Origin of the sequence: Streptomyces sp. NPDC051563 (assembly GCF_044454225.1) — a bacterium.
Taxonomy (GTDB): domain Bacteria; phylum Actinomycetota; class Actinomycetes; order Streptomycetales; family Streptomycetaceae; genus Streptomyces.
In genome coordinates this window covers 170,884-186,240 of sequence record NZ_JBITDL010000017.1, presented here as the reverse complement: position 1 = coordinate 186,240, position 15,357 = coordinate 170,884, and the positions used below count along the sequence as shown (strand labels likewise).

Below are 15,357 nucleotides of genomic sequence, written 5' to 3'. Positions count from 1 at the left end.
CGGGGGACACCATGAGCGTGCACGACCACGCGCCGCACGACCACGGCACCGTCGGCCACGAGAGCGAGGGCGGTCACGGCGGTCACGGCGGCCACGAGGAGTCCGGTCACGGTCACGCGGGTCACAGCCACGGGGTCGCCGCCGACGCCGACCGGCGCTGGCTCGGCATCGCCCTCGGGCTGATCGCCGGCTTCATGGCCGTCGAGGTGGTGATCGGCGTCCTGGCGCACTCCCTGGCCCTGATCTCCGACGCCGCGCACATGCTGACGGACGCCGTCTCGATCGTCCTCGCGCTGATCGCGATGCGGCTGGCCGCCCGGCCGGCGCGCGGTGGCTTCACGTACGGCCTCAAGCGCGCGGAGATACTCTCCGCCCAGGCCAACGGCCTCACCCTGCTGCTGCTCGCGGTCTGGCTGGCGTACGAGGCGGTGCGGCGGCTGCTCGATCCGCCGCCCGTGGAGGGCGGGCTGGTGCTGGTGACGGCGCTGGCGGGCATCGTCGTCAACATCGTGGCGGCCTGGTGCATCTCCAAGGCGAACCGCACCTCCCTGGCCGTCGAGGGCGCCTACCAGCACATCCTCAACGACCTGTTCGCCTTCATCGGCACCGCCGTCGCGGGTCTGATCGTGCTCACCACCGGCTTCCGGCAGGCCGACTCGATCGCCTCGCTCGTCGTGGTCGTCCTGATGGTCAAGGCGGGCTACGGGCTGGTCCGCGAGTCCGGCCGGATCCTGCTGGAGGCGGCTCCGGCCCACGTGGACCCGGACACGGTCGGCGACCGCCTGGTCGCGCAGCCTCCGGTCACCGAGGTGCACGACCTGCACATCTGGACGATCACCTCCGGGCAGGCCGCCCTGTCCGCCCACGTGCTGGTGGCCCCGGAGGGGGACTGCCACGCCGTGCGCCGGGATCTGGAGGCGCTGCTGGCGAAGGAGTACGGGATCACGCACACCACCCTCCAGGTGGACCACGTCCAGGACTCCCTCCTCACGGTCGGCCGCCCCGGCGAGGACCGGGCCGGCAACGACCGGACCGACGCGCACTGCGCGGACGCCCACGGGCCGGTGCACCGCCAGGGCCCGCACGACCACTGAGCCGCCACCCGAGGGGCTGCCGCCTGAGGAGCACCCGGACGGGGTAGGGATGGGGCCATGACCGCCAAGCGCAGCGCCGGGCTCCTCCTGTTCAGGCAGCCCGGCACCACGGACGAGGCCCCCGCCCGGCCCGTCGAGATCCTGCTCGGCCACATGGGCGGCCCGCTCTGGGAGCGCCGGGACGCGGCCGCCTGGGCGATCCCCAAGGGCGAGTACGGGCCCGAAGAGGCGCCGCTGGACGCGGCCCGGCGGGAGTTCGAGGAGGAGGTCGGGCTGCCGCCGCCCGAGGGTCCGTACCTGCCGCTGGGCGAGGTGCGGACGACCGGCGGGAAGCTGGTGACCATCTGGGCGGTACGGGCCGACCTGGATCCGGCCCTCGCGGTGCACGGCACCTTCACCATGGAGTGGCCGCCGAAATCGGGGCGGATCGCGGAGTTCCCCGAGCTGGACCGGGTGGAGTGGTTCACTCCCGCGGTGGCCAGAACCAAACTGGTGGTGTCTCAGATCCCGTTCCTGGAGCGGCTGTTGGACATGCTGGCACATGAGGGTTGACCTGACCTTTACTTGCCAACAAACCCCACCTGCATGGACATTGCACGTATGACGAACGTCGTGCTGGTGGGAACCCTGGACACCAAGGGTGTCGAGTACGGCTGGTTGCGCGAGAGGCTGCTGCGCGCCGGCGTCGAAGTGATCACGGTCGACACAGGAATCATGAACGAGCCCCGTGTGCCCGCCGACATACCGCGCGAAGCGGTGGCGCGGGCCGCGGGAACGGAACTGTCCGCACTGCGCACGGCCGCCGACCGGGGTGCGGCCGTGACCACGATGGCCCGGGGCGCCGAAGCGACCCTCTTACGCCTGCACGCCGAAGGCCGGCTGCACGGAGTCCTCGCGATCGGGGGCAGCGGCGGCACCTCCATCGCCACCAGGGCGATGCGCGCCCTGCCGCTCGGCGTTCCGAAGGTGATGGTCTCCTCGATGGCGTCCGGGGACGTGGCCCCGTACGTCGGATCGGCGGACATCACGATGATGTACAGCGTCGTGGACATCGCGGGGATCAACAGCATCTCCGCTCCGGTCCTGGCCAATGCCGTCGCGGCCGTCTCCGGGATGGCCGAGGCCTACGCGCGCTCCGGCCTGGAGCTGCGCCGGCCGGCCCGGCTGGGCTCGGGGCCCCGGCCGCTGGTCGCGGCGAGCATGGCGGGCGTGACCACGATCGGCGTGGACGCGGCCCGGGAACGGCTGACCGAACTGGGCTACGAGGTCCTCGTCTTCCACGTCAGCGGCACCGGCGGCCGGACCCTGGAGACCCTGGCCGGCCAGGGGATCTTCGCCGGCGTCCTCGACCTGACGCTCAGCGAGCTCGCCGACGACCTGTGCGGCGGCATCCTGACCGCGGGCCCCGACCGGCTCAGCGCCGCCGGGCGGGCCGGGATTCCGCAGGTGGTGAGCCTGGGGGCGCTGGACATGGTGAAGTTCGGGCCGATGGAGAGCCTGCCCGAACGGGTCCGGTACCGCCGGGTCCGCGTCCACAACCCCTCGATCACGGTGATCCGTACGACCGCGGCCGAATGCGCCGAACTCGGCCGCCGGGTCGCCGCCAAACTCCGTGCGGCCACCGGGCCCACGGCCGTCTGCGTACCCCTGCTCGGGCTGTCCACGCTCGGCGCCCCCGGCGGGCCCTACCACGACCCCGAGGCCGACGGGGCGCTGTTCTCGGCCCTGCGCGACGGGCTGCGGGGCAGCGCCGCCCGGATCCACGACTACGACACCCACATCAACGATCCGGCGTTCGGCCGGGCGGCGGCCGACCGGCTGCACTCGATGATCGGGGCGCGGGCCGCAGCGGCCTGACGCCCGGCTCCCCGGCCGGGAACCGGCCGTGGCGGAAATGTGTCCCAGGTGGTGGCCGGTCCCTGGAACGACCGGCTCCGGGGCGCGGTCACGCCACGGCAAGGGGGGTGGACATGAACGGCGTGTGGTCGGTTCCCGGTTACCCGGAGGTCCGCGAGCTCGGTTCGGGCGCCAGCGGCCGCGTGGTCCTCGCGGTCCACGAGGGCACCGGCACGGCCGTCGCGGTGAAGTACCTGAACGACCGGATGCGCGAGAACCCGGTCTTCGTCCGGGAGTTCCGGGCGGAGGCCCAGCTCCTCGGCGCCCTGCGCTCCCCCTACGTGGTCGGGCTGTACGAGTACGTCGAGGCGCCCGGCGGCGCCGCGATCGTCATGGAGCTCGTGGACGGCATCCCGCTGAACGCCCTGCTCAAGCAGTGCGGACGGACCGGGCCGGAGGCGGCGCTGGTGCTGCTGAAGGGATCCTTGCTGGGGCTGGCCGACGCCCACCGGGCCGGTGTGGTCCACCGGGACTACAAGCCGGCGAACGTGCTGGTCGCGGCCGACGGAACCTCCAAGCTGGTCGACTTCGGGATCGCCACCCCCCTGGGCACGACGCCCGGGGCGGCGGGCACCCCCGCCTACATGGCCCCGGAGCAGTGGCAGGGCCGTCCCGCCTCGCCCGCGGCCGACGTGTACGCGGCGACGGCGACCTTCTTCGAATGCCTGACCGGCCGCAAGCCGTACGACGGGCAGAACTTCGCGGAGCTCGCGGTCCAGCACATCGAGGCTCCGGTTCCGGAGACCGAGGCGCCCGAGCCGGTGCGCCCGCTGATCCGGCGCGGACTGGCGAAGGCCCCCGAGCAGCGGCCCGAGGACGCCGAGGCGTTCGTCGCGGAACTGGAGGCGGTGGCCCTGGCGGCGTACGGCCCCCAGTGGGAGGAGCGCGGACAGCGCAAGCTGGCCGCGCTGGCGGCGCTGCTGCCGCTGCTGTTCCCCTCCGCGGGCGCCCCGGCGCAGGGCGCCACCGCCCTGGCCACCACGGTCCTGCCGCCGCCTCCGCCGGGCTGGTCCCCGGGCGGGCGCGGGCTGCTCGCGGCGGGCGCGGCGCTGGTGCTCGGGCTGGTGGCCGTACTGGGCTACCAGGCGGTCGGTTCGGAGCCGGGCGGCGCGATGGCGCTCAACGCCTTCGCCACGTCCCGCGCGTCGGCGCCGGGCCCGGCCACGGCGGCGCCCGGACCGAGCGCCGCCGTACCGGCGACGGCGACGCCGACACCCACGCCGTCCGCATCGCCTTCGGCGACCCCGAGCCCGAGCTACACGATGCCGACGCCGACACCGACACCGAGCTGGACGGTGACGAAGCCGCCGACCCCGTCCGCGACGCCCACACCGACCCCCTCCCCGTCCCCGAAGGTCAAGATCTCCGCGGTGAACGTCACCTCCTTCCGGCAGACGGGCCCGGGCACCACCGAGGCCGCCTTCTCCGTCGACAGCGACGGCGCGGGCCCGTACACCCTGGTCGTCGAATGGTTCACCGGTGACGACAAGGGCGCCCTGACCGTCTCCGACGGGAGCCAGAGCATCGAGTTCCCCGCCGGGAGCCCCGGTACGAAGACCCTCGCGCACACCTTCGCCCGGGGCGCCGGCTGCTACTGGAGCGTCCGGGCCACCACCAAGCCGGCCGCGGCCAACCAGAGTTCCGTCCAGAGCATCTACATCCGGGGGTGCAAGCCGGCATGAGCGATCCGCACGCCCCGCAGGGCGACGACGACTACAGCGCCACCGTGCTCGGCAGTCACTGGATCAGCGGACCGCCGCAGGGCACGGAGCGGACCGAGCGGCTCGGCGCCGTGGCCGGGACCGAACGGACCGCCCCGACCGCGCGGTTCGACGTACCGACCGGGGCCGTGCCCGACCGGGTCGAGGGTTCGGTCCTGCGCTTCGGGCCCGGGGTGACGGCCGCACTGCCCGCGCCGTTCCCCCTGTACCCGGCCCCGGCACCGCGCCGGCGCAGCGAGTGGCGGCGCTACACCCTGGCCGCCGTGGTCCTGATCGGGGTCCTCTGCTACCTGGGCTGGCAGCGCTTCGGTCCGGCCCTGGAGGTCCGTGACCTGGCGGTGTCCACCGACGCCGCGGGCGCCGCGGGGCCCGGCTGCGACGGGACCGCCGACGTGGTGGCCGTGGTGGCGACCAACGGGCGGCCGGGGGTCCTCACGTACCGCTGGCTGCGCAGTGACGGCACGCGCTCGGAGAAGCTCAGCGAGCGGGTGCCGAGCGGCCGCAAGGAGGCCCGGCTGCACCTGCTGTGGACCTTCCAGGGCGCGGGCAGCTACCCCGCGAAAGCGGAGCTGGAGCTCGTCTCCCCCGTACGCCGCACGGCCGCGGCGGAGTTCACGTACCGCTGCCGCCCCTAGGAACGGACGTCCAGGGGGGCGGGAAGGTGACGGCGGGACCTAGCGGGACCTAGCGGGAGCCTGCGCCCGGCAGCCGGATCACCGCGAGCCCGCCGTCGAGGTCCACGCGGGAGCGGGGCGGGGCGCCGTCCTCCTCGTCGTCGCGCATGGTCAGCGCGCTCTGCCGCTCCTTGAGCTCGTTCTGCTTGCCGGGCGAGAAGCTCGCGTGCAGCTGCTCGAAGCCGGTCGAGGACATCTGTCCCCTGCGGCCGTTCCAGCGCCAGGGCAGCATCCCGGCGCGGCCCGCGCGTTCCAGCGCGAGGTCCAGGAAGGCGATGGCCGTGAGCAGCAGCGCCAGCCCCGGAATGGTCATGAAGACGACGAAGGCCATGGCCCGACCCTAACCCCGGTCCCCCTTACGGCCAATGGTCCGGCCCCGCGGAGCCGTCCTTACGGCCGGGGCGGTCGTGGCCGTGCGGCCGAGGTGCGCGCACCCCTGCCCCTGGTTGACTCGAACGTGTCGGCAGGGCATCAGGGATTAGGCCCTCCCGGCACCCTTACTGCCACGTTCCAGCCGGCGATACACCCCAACGGAACGTGGCCGTCCCGCACGGATGCCAAGTCCGCGCGGGAGGCCCGCAGCCGCTTTGGGGAGTGGCTGCGGGCCATTTCGCCTGCCCGTCCGTGGCGGGCCGGCGGCTCGTGCCGCCCCTTCGTCAGAAGCGGGCGTGCGCGGTGATGTCCGCCGCGAACTCCCCCGTCATCGCCGGGGTCACCGTCGGCCGGCACTGCGCCACCGCCGCCAGGTAGTCCTCCGTGCTCGCGCCCAGCTGGGCCGCTGCCGCGCCGCGCGCGCCCACCGCCTCCAGGTCCCGCTCGAAGGACACCTGCGCCGCGATCCGCGCCGCGTGCTCGATGTCGGCCGGGGTGAACAGCTCGCTCGCCGCGACCAGGGCCGCCACGTCCACATCGGGACGGCCCGCCGTGTACCGGCCCCAGATCGCGGCGCGGGCGCCCGGGTCCGGGGTGCCGATCGGGATCAGGTAGTCGAAGCGGCCGGGGCGCAGGAAGGCCGGGTCGAGGGAGCGGATGGAGTTGGTCGCGCAGACCAGCAGCCGTTCGTCGCCCTCGCGGAAGCCCGGTATCAGCTTGAGGAGTTCGTTGGTCACCCCGTGGATCCCGCCGGGCTGGGCGGGCTCGGTGCGCACGGGTGCGATCTCCTCGACCTCGTCGATGAAGACGAGGACGCGCTCCAGTTCGGCGATGCGGGCGAAGGCGTCGCGCAGCGCGGCCGCGAGGTTGCCCTCGTCGGCGAGGCGGGAGGGCAGCAGTTCCACGAAGGGCCAGCCGAGGCGGGAGGCGATGGCCCGGGCGAAGGTGGTCTTGCCGGTGCCGGGCGGGCCGAAGAGGGTGATGGCGCGCGGCGGCCGCACCCCGTGCGCGGCGGCCCGTTCGGGCTCGGCGAGCGGCAGGACGACGCGCCGCTCGATGAGGTCCTTCTCCGTCTCCATGCCGGCGACCTTGGCCCACAGGTCGCTCGGCAGGAAGCGGCCGCCGAGGTCGTCCAGGAGGCCGACGGCCGGTCCGTGCAGCGGCTCGGTCTTCTCGAAGTAGGCGACGGCGGGCTGGCGGGTGTAGCCGGCGTTGAGGAGTCCCTCGCCGAGCAGGTCCTCCTCGGGCAGGACGTAGGCGATGCGCCCGACGCGGGCGGCGATGAGCCGACGTTCCAGCTCCACGAGGAGCGCGCTGGCCAGGCCCCGCCCGCGCCAGCCGGCGGCGATGGCGATGCGCATGACCCAGGCGCGTTCGCCGGTGACGCAGGCGAGGGCGGCGCCGATGGGCACGCCCTGGTGGACGGCGACCACGCAGGGCTGCCGGTCGGTGAGGGCGCTGATGCATTCGGCGAGCGAGAAGACCGACTCCTGGCCGAGTTCGGCCGTGGTGTCGATCAGATGGACAACGGCCGCGAGATCGCTCTCGCGGTAGTCGTGGATCAGCCAGTTCACCGGGTACCGCCCCTCGTTCGTGCTGCTGCGTGCCTCCTGTGCACCTTGCTGCCGCGAGGCTAGGGGCGGGCGGGCCGCTTGATCACGCTCCGTCGTGCACAACAGCCGGTCACTGAACCCTCCGTATCGTCCATAGACTGGTGCTTTCCGCCCGAACAGCCGCCCGAGGATCCGTACGCCTTCATGACTTCGCACATATCCCCCGGCATCCGATGCTCCGGCGTCCGGCGGTGGCCGTCCCCCGTCTGGCTGGTACCGGTCCTCTGGACCCTGGCGCTCGGCCTGTGGGGGCTCTCCCGGCAGAACAGCGTGTGGCGGGACGAGGCGGCGACCTGGCAGGTGGCGGAGCGCTCCCCCGGCGAGATCTGGCACCTGCTCGGCAACGTGGACGCGGTCCACGGCCTGTACTACCTGCTGATGCACGTCCTCTTCGAGGTGTTCGGGGCGAGCACGGCCACGCTGCGCCTGCCCTCGGTGCTCGGGGTGGCGGTAGCCGCCGGCTGTGTGGCGCAGATCGGGCGGCGGCTGGCGGGTCCGTGGGCGGGGCTGGGCGGCGGGCTGGCCCTCGGGCTGCTGCCGGCCGTGCAGTTCCAGCTCCAGGAGGGCCGGTCGTACGCGCTGATCGCGGGCGGGGCCGGACTGTCGACCCTGCTCCTGGTGTCGCTGATCGCGACCGCCGGAGCGGGTCCCGGGCGGTGGAGGTGGCCGCGCTGGACGGCGTACGGGGCCCTCGTGCTGGTCTGCGCCCTGCTGAACTGGCTGTCCCTGCTGATCCTGCCCGCCCATGCGGTGACCCTGGGGTGGGCGCGGGCCCGGCGCGGCGTCGTGGCGCCCTGGCTGGTGGCCTCCGCCGCGGCCGTGGCGGGGGCGCTGCCGCTGATCCTGTTCAGCCGGACCCAGTCCGGGCAGGTCTCCTGGATCCCGCCCACGACCTGGCACATGATGATCGGCCCGGCCGTCCTGCTGGCGGTGGGCGCGCTCGGCGCCTGGGCCGACCTGCGGAGCGGGCCGCGCACCGGTGTCCAGGGCCGGCTGACGGCGGCTTCCGTCGGACTGCCGCTGCTGGCGGTGCCGCTGCTGGGGCTGGCCGCCGCCTCCCTGGTCCAGCCGCTGTTCCTGGACCGGTACGTGCTGTTCTCCATGCTCGGCCTGGCCCTGCTGATCGGTGCGGCTCTGGGCGCGGCCGTACGGGCCCTCGCGCCGCGGTACCCGAGGGCGTCGGGCGCGCTCGTGCCGGCCGTGGTCGCGGTGGCGGCTGCGGCGCTGCTGCCCGTCGCCCTGGCCGACCGCTCGCCGGCCAGCCGGGTGGACGACGTGCTGGCGGTGGCCGGGGAGGTGTCCGCGCTGAAGCGGGACGGAGACGCGGTGCTCTTCGTCCCGGCGGCCCGGCGGGACACCGCACTGGTCTCGCCCGGGGCGTTCGCCGGCCTGCAGGACGTCGCGCTGGCCCGCGGGCCCGTGGAGTCGGGGACCCTGAAGGGCGAGGAGGCCGCCCCGGCCCGGATCTCGGCGGCCCTGCGGGAGCAGCGGCGGGTCCTCCTGGTGACGGACTCGGGGAAGGCCGCGGCCAGGCCCTCGGGCTCCGCGGCGGACCGGGCGAAGGCGGCCGTGCTGCGGGCGGAGTTCACCGTGGTGGAGGACCGGCAGGTCAGGGGCCGCCGGGTGACGGTGTACGAGCGGCGCGGCTGAGGCTCCGCCCGGCTGGTGCTGTGGCCCGGTGAACCTTTCCGGTCACAGCACTAGACGGCCGGTTTGCGGTCGATTGGGGTGGGGACCTCGATGGGGCCGCCGCCCCGGCGGCGCGGGCCGGACCACGGTGCGGGGACCGCGTCGATGCGGTAGGCCAGGGCGTAGGCGACCGCCTCGTAGTTGACGCGCCAGCCGCGGAAGTGCGGCCAGGCCTGCTCCGGGTCGCGCGCCATGGTCACCCCGCGCTCGCGCATCCGCACGACCCCGTCGAGGAACTCCTCGTAGGTCAGCTCGATGGGGTCCTCGGGCAGCGGGTCGGGGTCGTAGGCGATGCCCTCCTCGTGGGCCAGGTCGCGCAGGCAGTTGAAGCCCGCGCGCAGGGTCACGCGCATCTGGGTCTGCGGGGCGGTGGGGTTGAAGGCCAGGTGGAGCGCGGCGGCGTCCAGTACGGCGAGGAGGCTGATCAGCCAGTTCCGATCCCAGCTCGGCGAGCGGAAGTGGATCAGCCCGGGGTGGTTGGTGTGGCTCTCGCTGACTTCGGCGGACCAGCGCTCCCAGTCCCGGAACAGGTCGGGCAGGGTGTCCACCAGGTCGACCTGGGCGTGGCGGGCCAGCAGCTGCGGGCCCCAGGACGGTACGCCGCCGCGGATGCGCAGCAGGCTGACCTCGGCCTCCCGGCGTGCGTAGGCGGCGTAGAGGGTCGGGAGGTAGCCGATCTGGAGGCCGATGACGATGGGTCCGGTGGCCGCGGCGCAGAAGTCCACGGCGGTCAGCTGGCCGCGGTCGACGCTGGCGAAGCCGAGGGTCAGGACGGAGGAGCCGGCCTCGCGCAGGGCGACGCCGAACGGCATGTCGGAGACTCCGTGTTCCAGGAGCCCGTAGCCGAGGAGGAACAGCAGCAGCCAGATCACCAGCAGGAACAGCATCGCGACCGGTGCGGCCGGGGCGAGGACGCGGTCCTTGAGCCGCTCGGTGCGCATCCGGTCGGCGACGAACTGGTAGGGGGCGCGGATCACGACGCGCACCATCCGCGGCAGCTTCGAGCGCATGGCCCGGGGCGTCACCAGGGCCTGGGTGACCGAGACGAAGGTGCCGAGGACCACGAGGAACCCGACGGCCGAGCTGAGTACCCGCACGCTGCGCCCTCCTCCTCGGGGGGACCGGCCGGCCCCGGCCGCTCCGCCTCCCGGACCGCCGCACGTCCCGGACCGCCTCGCCTCCCGGGCTGCCCCACCTCCCCGACTACCTCACATCCCCGCGCCCGCGGCCAACGGACGGCGCCCATCCGGTCGGCGGACCCCCCGGCCCGCCGGCGCGGAGCCGCCCCGATCCGGCGGCCGCGCGCCCGCGGTCCGCCCGCGACGGCACCAGGCTGCGGCGGGACCCGGCCTCGGCGGGACCCGGCCACCGATTCACAGGGGATTCACATGGATTCCCCTGTCCGTGTCACAGGTTCCCCGGGAAGGCTCGGAGCATGATCCAGTGCCTCTCCTCACGACCGGACCGCCGCTCCCGCGCCCGTGCCCGTGGCCGGCGCGGTGCACGGATCCTGCTCGCCCTGGCCGGCATGACAGCCCTGCTGAGCGTCGACGTCCCCGACGCGCTGGCGGACCCGCCGCTCGGCGTCACGGTCCCGGCCGCGGCCGACGGGACGGCCGGGCGGGTCGGCGCGCTCTTCGCGGGCGGCCTCGACGGCGGCCACTTCTGCACGGCCTCCGTGGTGCGCAGCCAGGACCGGGACGTGGTCGTCACCGCCGCGCACTGCCTGGGCAGCCTCGGCACCACCTTCTTCGCCCCCGGCTACCGCGACGGCGAGGCCCCGTACGGCCTGTGGAAGCTGACCGGCATGTACGTGGCTCCGGGCTGGACGGAGGGCGAGGACCCCGACGAGGACATCGCCTTCGCGACGGTGGCCCCGCTGGACGGGCGGCGGATCGAGGACGTGGTCGGGGGCTTCCCGGTCGCGGCGCAGCAGCCGGCCGACGCGAAGGTGTCCATCGTGGGCTACCCGAGCCGCGAGGACTCCCCGCTGTACTGCGCCAACACGACGACCCTGTTCTCCGGGACCCAGCGCCGCATCGAATGCCCCGACCTCAGCGGCGGCACGAGCGGCAGCCCGTGGCTCGTCGACGGCGCCCTGGCGGGCGTCCTCGGGGGCTACGAGGGCGGCGGGACCGTACCGGAGGTCTCGTACAGCGCGGTCATGGGCGACCAGGCGGTGGAGCTGTACCGCGAGGCCTCCGACAACGGCTGATCCGGGGCCCGCGGCGGGCCCGGGCCGTCAGCGGCCGGGGCCGGGGGTGGCGGGGGTGGCGGGGGTGGCGGGGTCGGCGAACCAGGTCGGCTCGTCCCGCAGGGCCTGGCGGATCCGGTCCACCGCGAAGGACTCCAGCGGCTCCGGCAGCGCGTCCGGCTCGAACCAGGCCACCTCCAGCGACTCGTTGTCGTTGACCCGCGCCTCCCCGCCCGTGGCCCGGCAGCGGAAGGTGATGTCCTGGAACTGGCAGACGTCCCCGTTCGGGTAGGTGATCGGCGGCAGCATCTGCACCAGCACCACCCGGTCCGGTACGCACCGCACCGCCGTCTCCTCGTACACCTCGCGCACCGCCGTGTCGGCCGGCTGCTCCCCCGGCTCGGCGATCCCGCCGATCACCGACCAGCGTCCGGTGTCGGCGCGCCGTCCCAGCAGGATCCGCCCTCGGTCGTCGACGACGACGGCGGTCACCCCGGGCAGCAGCAGCAACTGGTGGCCGGCGGCGGCGCGCAGGGTGCGGATGAAGTCAGGTGTGGTCATTCCCCGACCTTACGAGGCCCTGCGCCCTCGACGAGGCCCTGCACCCCCTACGGGGCCCTGCGCACCCGGCGTGCGAAGGCCCAGCCGAGGCCGCCGACGGCCACGGCCAGCAGGAGATACTCGGCGAGCGGACCGAAGCGGGTGGCCGGGGTCTGGGTGGAGCGCAGCGGGATCTCCGCCACGAGGGCGTCGGCGGTGAACATCCTGGTCTGCTGGACGATCCTGCCGTCGGGGCGGATCACCGCGCTGACCCCGCTGGTGACGGGCACCAGGACGGTCCGGCTGTGCTCCACGGCCCGCACCCGGTCCATCGCGAGCTGCTGGTAGGTCATCTCGGTGCGGCCGAAGGTGGCGTTGTTGCTGGGCACGGCGATGACCTGGGCCCCGGCCCGGACGGTGGAGCGCACGGCGTCGTCGAAGGCGGCCTCGTAGCAGGTGACCATGCCGACCCCGCTGCCCGCCATGTCGAAGACCCCGGGCTCCTTGCCGGGGCCGAAGTCGCGCCGCACCCGGTCCACGTCGGAGCTGAAGAGCCGGACGAAGGAACGCATCGGGATGCGCTCGCCGAAGGGCTGGATCTTGCGCTTGTCGTAGGTGTCGACGGGGCCCTTGACCGGGTCCCACAGGATCATCGTGTTGCGCAGCGGGCCGGTCTCCGGTGCCAGTACGGAACCGATGGCGACGGGCACTCCGATGGTCTTGACCGCGTTGTCGATGACGGCGTAGGCGTCGGGCTCGGCGTACGGGTCGATGTCGGAGGAGTTCTCCGGCCAGACGACGAAGTCGGGCTTCGCGACCTTCCCGAGCTTGATGTCCTGGGCGAGCTGGAGGGTGCGGTTGGCGTGGTTGTCCAGGACCTGGCGGCGCTGGGCGTTGAAGTCGAACCCGGCGCGCGGAACGTTGCCCTGGATGACCGCGGCCACCACCGTGCCGTCCTCGGCGGCGTCGGAAACCAGCGGCCGGGCGGCCAGCGCCCCGGCGAGCGGGGCGGCCACGGCGGTGGCGGCGAGCAGCGCGGCGGTGGCCCGGCGGGTGCCGGCGCCGACGCGCACCACCTCGTACAGCCCGAATCCGCACAGGGCCACGGCGAAGGAGAGCAGCGGGGTGCCGCCGAGCGCGGCGAGCGGCAGGAAGATCCCGTCGGGCTGGCCGAAGGCGAGCTTGCCCCAGGAGAACCCGCCGAAGGGGGCCCGGGCCCGCAGGGCCTCGCCGGCGATCCAGACGGCCGCGCCCCACAGCGGCCAGCCGGGGAGCCGGCTGACGAGGGCGATGCCGAGGGCGGTGAGCCCGATCAGCAGGGATTCCAGGGCGACCAGGGCCAGCCACGGCACCGGGCCGACGCCCTCGCCGGTCCAGACGAGCAGCGGCAGCAGGAAACCGAGGCCGTGCAGCACGCCGAGGCCGAACCCGGCCCGCGCGCGGCGCCCGTACAGGCACCAGCCCAGCAGGGCGAGCGCGAGGGGGGCCAGCCACCACAAGGGGCGGGGCGGGAAGCTGAGGTAGAGGAGCACTCCGGAGAGGACGGCGGCCGCGGGCCGCGCGAGCCGGCCGGCCCAGCGCCGTGCGGGCGAACCCGCCGCGGCCTGCGGCACCGGCCCCGTCCCTCGGTCGTTCCCGGCATCGGCCACGGCTTCGTTCCCCGCATCGTTCCCGGCTTCGTTCCCGGCCGCGCGGGTCGCACTGCTGCTCATCTGGCGGAGTGTACGTCCCCCGGCTGTGCCGGTGGCGGAGTCAGTGGGCCAGGGCACGCAGATGGGCGCGGATCACGAGGACCGCGGCCTGCGCGTCGTCGACCGTGACGGTGAAGAGCTTGCCGTCGCCGAGCCGCAGCTCCAGTCCCTCGCCGCGCCGGACGATGACGGCGGTGCCGCGCTCCGGACGCCAGCGGTAGCCCCAGCCGCCCCATTGCTGCGGGCTGATCCGGGGCACGTACTCGGCGGCCTCCACGTCCGTGAGCCGGATCCTGCGGCGCGGCAGCCCGACGTGTCCGCAGCGCACCTCGACGGCCTCGGCGTCGACGGTGACGGCCGCGTACACGAAGGCGAGGGTGCCGAAGAGGATGAGCAGGCCCGCGGCGAGGCAGCCGACCACCGCCATGAGCAGCGCGACGATACCTGAGTCCCAGGCGTGGTCGACGGCGATCTCGATCCCGAGCGCCAGAAAGGCCGCGCCGGCTCCGGCGAGCAGCCACTGCACACGATTGGATGCCCGGCCCGTCCAGAGCGGCCCCGCAGGGTGACCCGTCATGTGTAGCAGCGTACTCACGTTCCGCAGGGACGCCACCGTCCCTGCTGGGCCGGATGGCGGAGAGGGCGGCGGGACCGGCCCCGGGCCGCCGCACGGTCGGACCTGCACGGCGTCCGGGACGGGCGACCGGGCGGCCGCGGGGGGAGGGCGGAGGGGGAGGGAGGAGGGGGCCGCTGGACCCGATCGCGACGACGTGCTGAACTCCGTACCCCGGAACCCGGACCGCACCCGGAACCCGGACCACAGGAGCACGAGGAGGCCGCATGACCGTCGTCCCGACCCGGATCGACCGTGCCGTCGGGGCCGTCGTCGGCTCGGCGGCCGGGGACGCGCTCGGCGCACCCTACGAGTTCGGGCCCGCGGGGCAGTTGAGCGCCCGCGGCGAGGAGATGCGCGGGGGCGGCGGGTGGGACCCGGGCGAGGCGACCGACGACACGCAGATGGCGGTGCTGGTCGGCACGTCCCTGCTGGAGCGCGGCGGCCTGGAACTCCCCGACGTCTTCGACCGCTTCCGGCGCTGGGCGGCCGGGGACCCCAAGGACATCGGGCTGCAGACGGAGATCGTGCTGACCAGCGGCGATCCGTGGGACCTGGCCGCCGCACTGCACTTCCAGACCAACGCGCGGGCGGCGGGCAACGGTTCCCTGATGCGCGCCTCGACCTCCGCGGTGTACTTCGCCCCCGCCGGGCGGGACGCGACCATGGACGCCGCCCGGCGGATCGCCGCGCTCACCCACGGGGACCGGGCCGCCTGGGAGGGCACGGCCGTCCTGCACGAGCTCGTACGCGTGGCCCTGGACGGGGGCGACCCCCTCGCCGCGCTGCCCGCGACGCTGGAGCGGGTGCACCCGGACCACCGCGAGCGGTACGCGCGGGTCCTGGCCCCGGACTGGCATCCGGACCTGGCCACCGAGTTCAACGGGGCGGTGTGGCCCTGCCTGGGCTCGGCGGTGTGGGCGCTGCGCACCACGGCGGGGTTCGCGCAGGCCGCACGGGCCGCCGTGGACCTGGGCGGCGACACCGACACGGTGGCGGCGGTGACCGGCACCCTGGCCGGGGCCCGGTACGGCGCGGGGGCGGTCCCGGAGTCCTGGACGGCCCCGTTGCACGTACCCCTGCCCGGCCACGGGGACCAGGTGCTGGACGCCGCCGGGCTACGGGACCTGGCCCGGCGCCTCGCGACGGCGGGGGCCGCCGCCGCCCGGGAGGCCTAGGCCGTCTCTTTCGGATCTTGTCGGCCGAGCCCGCGGCGTCCGGTACCGTGCCCGGGCGTGCTGCCGGGGCGTTCGCGTACTG

General features: G+C 74.5%; 14 protein-coding genes. 8 read left to right on the top strand and 6 right to left on the bottom strand.

Annotated features, from left to right (window positions below; translation table 11 throughout):
* Positions 1 to 11 precede the first annotated feature (11 nt).
* The 5 genes from ACIA8F_RS21830 to ACIA8F_RS21810 all read left to right on the top strand — a co-directional run bounded on the left by ACIA8F_RS21830 (position 12) and on the right by ACIA8F_RS21810 (position 5,346).
* Entirely contained in the window at positions 12 to 1,094 is a 1,083-nt protein-coding gene (locus ACIA8F_RS21830; protein WP_399380971.1) for a cation diffusion facilitator family transporter, read from the top strand.
* A gap of 57 nt (positions 1,095 to 1,151) precedes the next feature.
* Positions 1,152 to 1,646: an NUDIX domain-containing protein gene (locus ACIA8F_RS21825; RefSeq protein WP_399380969.1), complete on the top strand. Its 495-nt coding sequence runs from the start codon at positions 1,152 to 1,154 to the stop codon at positions 1,644 to 1,646.
* Between the two features lie 48 nt (positions 1,647 to 1,694).
* On the top strand, positions 1,695 to 2,951 hold the full coding sequence (locus ACIA8F_RS21820) for a Tm-1-like ATP-binding domain-containing protein (RefSeq protein WP_399380968.1): 1,257 nt from the start codon (positions 1,695 to 1,697) through the stop codon (positions 2,949 to 2,951).
* A 113-nt stretch (positions 2,952 to 3,064) separates the two neighbouring features.
* A complete protein-coding gene (locus ACIA8F_RS21815) occupies positions 3,065 to 4,672 on the top strand; it encodes a serine/threonine-protein kinase (RefSeq protein ID WP_399380966.1) in 1,608 nt (535 codons plus the stop codon).
* The gene (locus ACIA8F_RS21810; protein ID WP_399380965.1) at positions 4,669 to 5,346 is read left to right on the top strand and encodes a hypothetical protein; all 678 of its coding nucleotides are present in this window, start codon (positions 4,669 to 4,671) and stop codon (positions 5,344 to 5,346) included. The genes ACIA8F_RS21815 and ACIA8F_RS21810 overlap by 4 nt, the downstream gene beginning before the upstream one ends.
* 49 nt (positions 5,347 to 5,395) lie before the next feature.
* On the opposite strand, the gene ACIA8F_RS21805 is transcribed toward ACIA8F_RS21810, so the two are convergent.
* Together ACIA8F_RS21805 and ACIA8F_RS21800 are read right to left on the bottom strand one after the other, a co-directional pair.
* Complete coding sequence (locus tag ACIA8F_RS21805; protein WP_399380963.1) at positions 5,396 to 5,716, bottom strand: DUF6191 domain-containing protein; 321 nt, start codon at positions 5,714 to 5,716, stop codon at positions 5,396 to 5,398.
* Positions 5,717 to 6,041: 325 nt separating this feature from the next.
* Positions 6,042 to 7,331 (bottom strand): ATP-binding protein, encoded by a 1,290-nt coding sequence (locus tag ACIA8F_RS21800; protein ID WP_399380961.1) that lies wholly within the window; start codon positions 7,329 to 7,331, stop codon positions 6,042 to 6,044.
* A gap of 183 nt (positions 7,332 to 7,514) precedes the next feature.
* Here ACIA8F_RS21800 and ACIA8F_RS21795 point away from each other — a divergent pair, with 183 nt between their 5' ends.
* On the top strand, positions 7,515 to 9,020 hold the full coding sequence (locus ACIA8F_RS21795; protein ID WP_399380959.1) for a hypothetical protein: 1,506 nt from the start codon (positions 7,515 to 7,517) through the stop codon (positions 9,018 to 9,020).
* 50 nt (positions 9,021 to 9,070) lie between these two features.
* Here the strand turns inward: ACIA8F_RS21795 and ACIA8F_RS21790 are convergent, their stop codons facing one another.
* Positions 9,071 to 10,156, bottom strand: a complete 1,086-nt coding sequence (locus tag ACIA8F_RS21790) for a hypothetical protein (RefSeq protein WP_399380957.1) — start codon at positions 10,154 to 10,156, stop codon at positions 9,071 to 9,073.
* A gap of 338 nt (positions 10,157 to 10,494) precedes the next feature.
* On the opposite strand from ACIA8F_RS21790, the gene ACIA8F_RS21785 reads away from it, so the two are divergent.
* The gene (locus ACIA8F_RS21785; protein WP_399380956.1) at positions 10,495 to 11,274 is read left to right on the top strand and encodes a trypsin-like serine peptidase; all 780 of its coding nucleotides are present in this window, start codon (positions 10,495 to 10,497) and stop codon (positions 11,272 to 11,274) included.
* Between the two features lie 27 nt (positions 11,275 to 11,301).
* Here the strand turns inward: ACIA8F_RS21785 and ACIA8F_RS21780 are convergent, their stop codons facing one another.
* The 3 genes from ACIA8F_RS21780 to ACIA8F_RS21770 are packed head-to-tail and all read right to left on the bottom strand — an operon-like array spanning position 11,302 to position 14,061.
* Complete coding sequence (locus tag ACIA8F_RS21780; RefSeq protein ID WP_399380954.1) at positions 11,302 to 11,814, bottom strand: NUDIX hydrolase; 513 nt, start codon at positions 11,812 to 11,814, stop codon at positions 11,302 to 11,304.
* Between the two features lie 47 nt (positions 11,815 to 11,861).
* The gene (gene lnt / locus ACIA8F_RS21775; RefSeq protein WP_399380952.1) at positions 11,862 to 13,505 is read right to left on the bottom strand and encodes an apolipoprotein N-acyltransferase; all 1,644 of its coding nucleotides are present in this window, start codon (positions 13,503 to 13,505) and stop codon (positions 11,862 to 11,864) included.
* A 40-nt stretch (positions 13,506 to 13,545) separates the two neighbouring features.
* On the bottom strand, positions 13,546 to 14,061 hold the full coding sequence (locus ACIA8F_RS21770; RefSeq protein ID WP_399380950.1) for a hypothetical protein: 516 nt from the start codon (positions 14,059 to 14,061) through the stop codon (positions 13,546 to 13,548).
* Between the two features lie 263 nt (positions 14,062 to 14,324).
* Here ACIA8F_RS21770 and ACIA8F_RS21765 point away from each other — a divergent pair, with 263 nt between their 5' ends.
* A complete protein-coding gene (locus tag ACIA8F_RS21765; protein ID WP_399380948.1) occupies positions 14,325 to 15,275 on the top strand; it encodes an ADP-ribosylglycohydrolase family protein in 951 nt (316 codons plus the stop codon).
* Positions 15,276 to 15,357: the final 82 nt, after the last annotated feature.

Excerpts from the sequence above, each read along its gene's own strand:
- ACIA8F_RS21830 (WP_399380971.1), top strand. The coding sequence starts at position 12 with ATGAGCGTGCACGACCACGCGCCGCACGACCACGGCACCGTCGGCCAC.
- ACIA8F_RS21825 (WP_399380969.1), top strand. The coding sequence starts at position 1,152 with ATGACCGCCAAGCGCAGCGCCGGGCTCCTCCTGTTCAGGCAGCCCGGC.
- ACIA8F_RS21820 (WP_399380968.1), top strand. The coding sequence starts at position 1,695 with ATGACGAACGTCGTGCTGGTGGGAACCCTGGACACCAAGGGTGTCGAG.
- ACIA8F_RS21815 (WP_399380966.1), top strand. The coding sequence starts at position 3,065 with ATGAACGGCGTGTGGTCGGTTCCCGGTTACCCGGAGGTCCGCGAGCTC.
- ACIA8F_RS21810 (WP_399380965.1), top strand. The coding sequence starts at position 4,669 with ATGAGCGATCCGCACGCCCCGCAGGGCGACGACGACTACAGCGCCACC.
- ACIA8F_RS21805 (WP_399380963.1), bottom strand. The coding sequence starts at position 5,716 with ATGGCCTTCGTCGTCTTCATGACCATTCCGGGGCTGGCGCTGCTGCTC.
- ACIA8F_RS21795 (WP_399380959.1), top strand. The coding sequence starts at position 7,515 with ATGACTTCGCACATATCCCCCGGCATCCGATGCTCCGGCGTCCGGCGG.
- ACIA8F_RS21785 (WP_399380956.1), top strand. The coding sequence starts at position 10,495 with ATGATCCAGTGCCTCTCCTCACGACCGGACCGCCGCTCCCGCGCCCGT.
- ACIA8F_RS21780 (WP_399380954.1), bottom strand. The coding sequence starts at position 11,814 with ATGACCACACCTGACTTCATCCGCACCCTGCGCGCCGCCGCCGGCCAC.
- lnt (WP_399380952.1), bottom strand. The coding sequence starts at position 13,505 with ATGAGCAGCAGTGCGACCCGCGCGGCCGGGAACGAAGCCGGGAACGAT.
- ACIA8F_RS21770 (WP_399380950.1), bottom strand. The coding sequence starts at position 14,061 with ATGACGGGTCACCCTGCGGGGCCGCTCTGGACGGGCCGGGCATCCAAT.
- ACIA8F_RS21765 (WP_399380948.1), top strand. The coding sequence starts at position 14,325 with ATGACCGTCGTCCCGACCCGGATCGACCGTGCCGTCGGGGCCGTCGTC.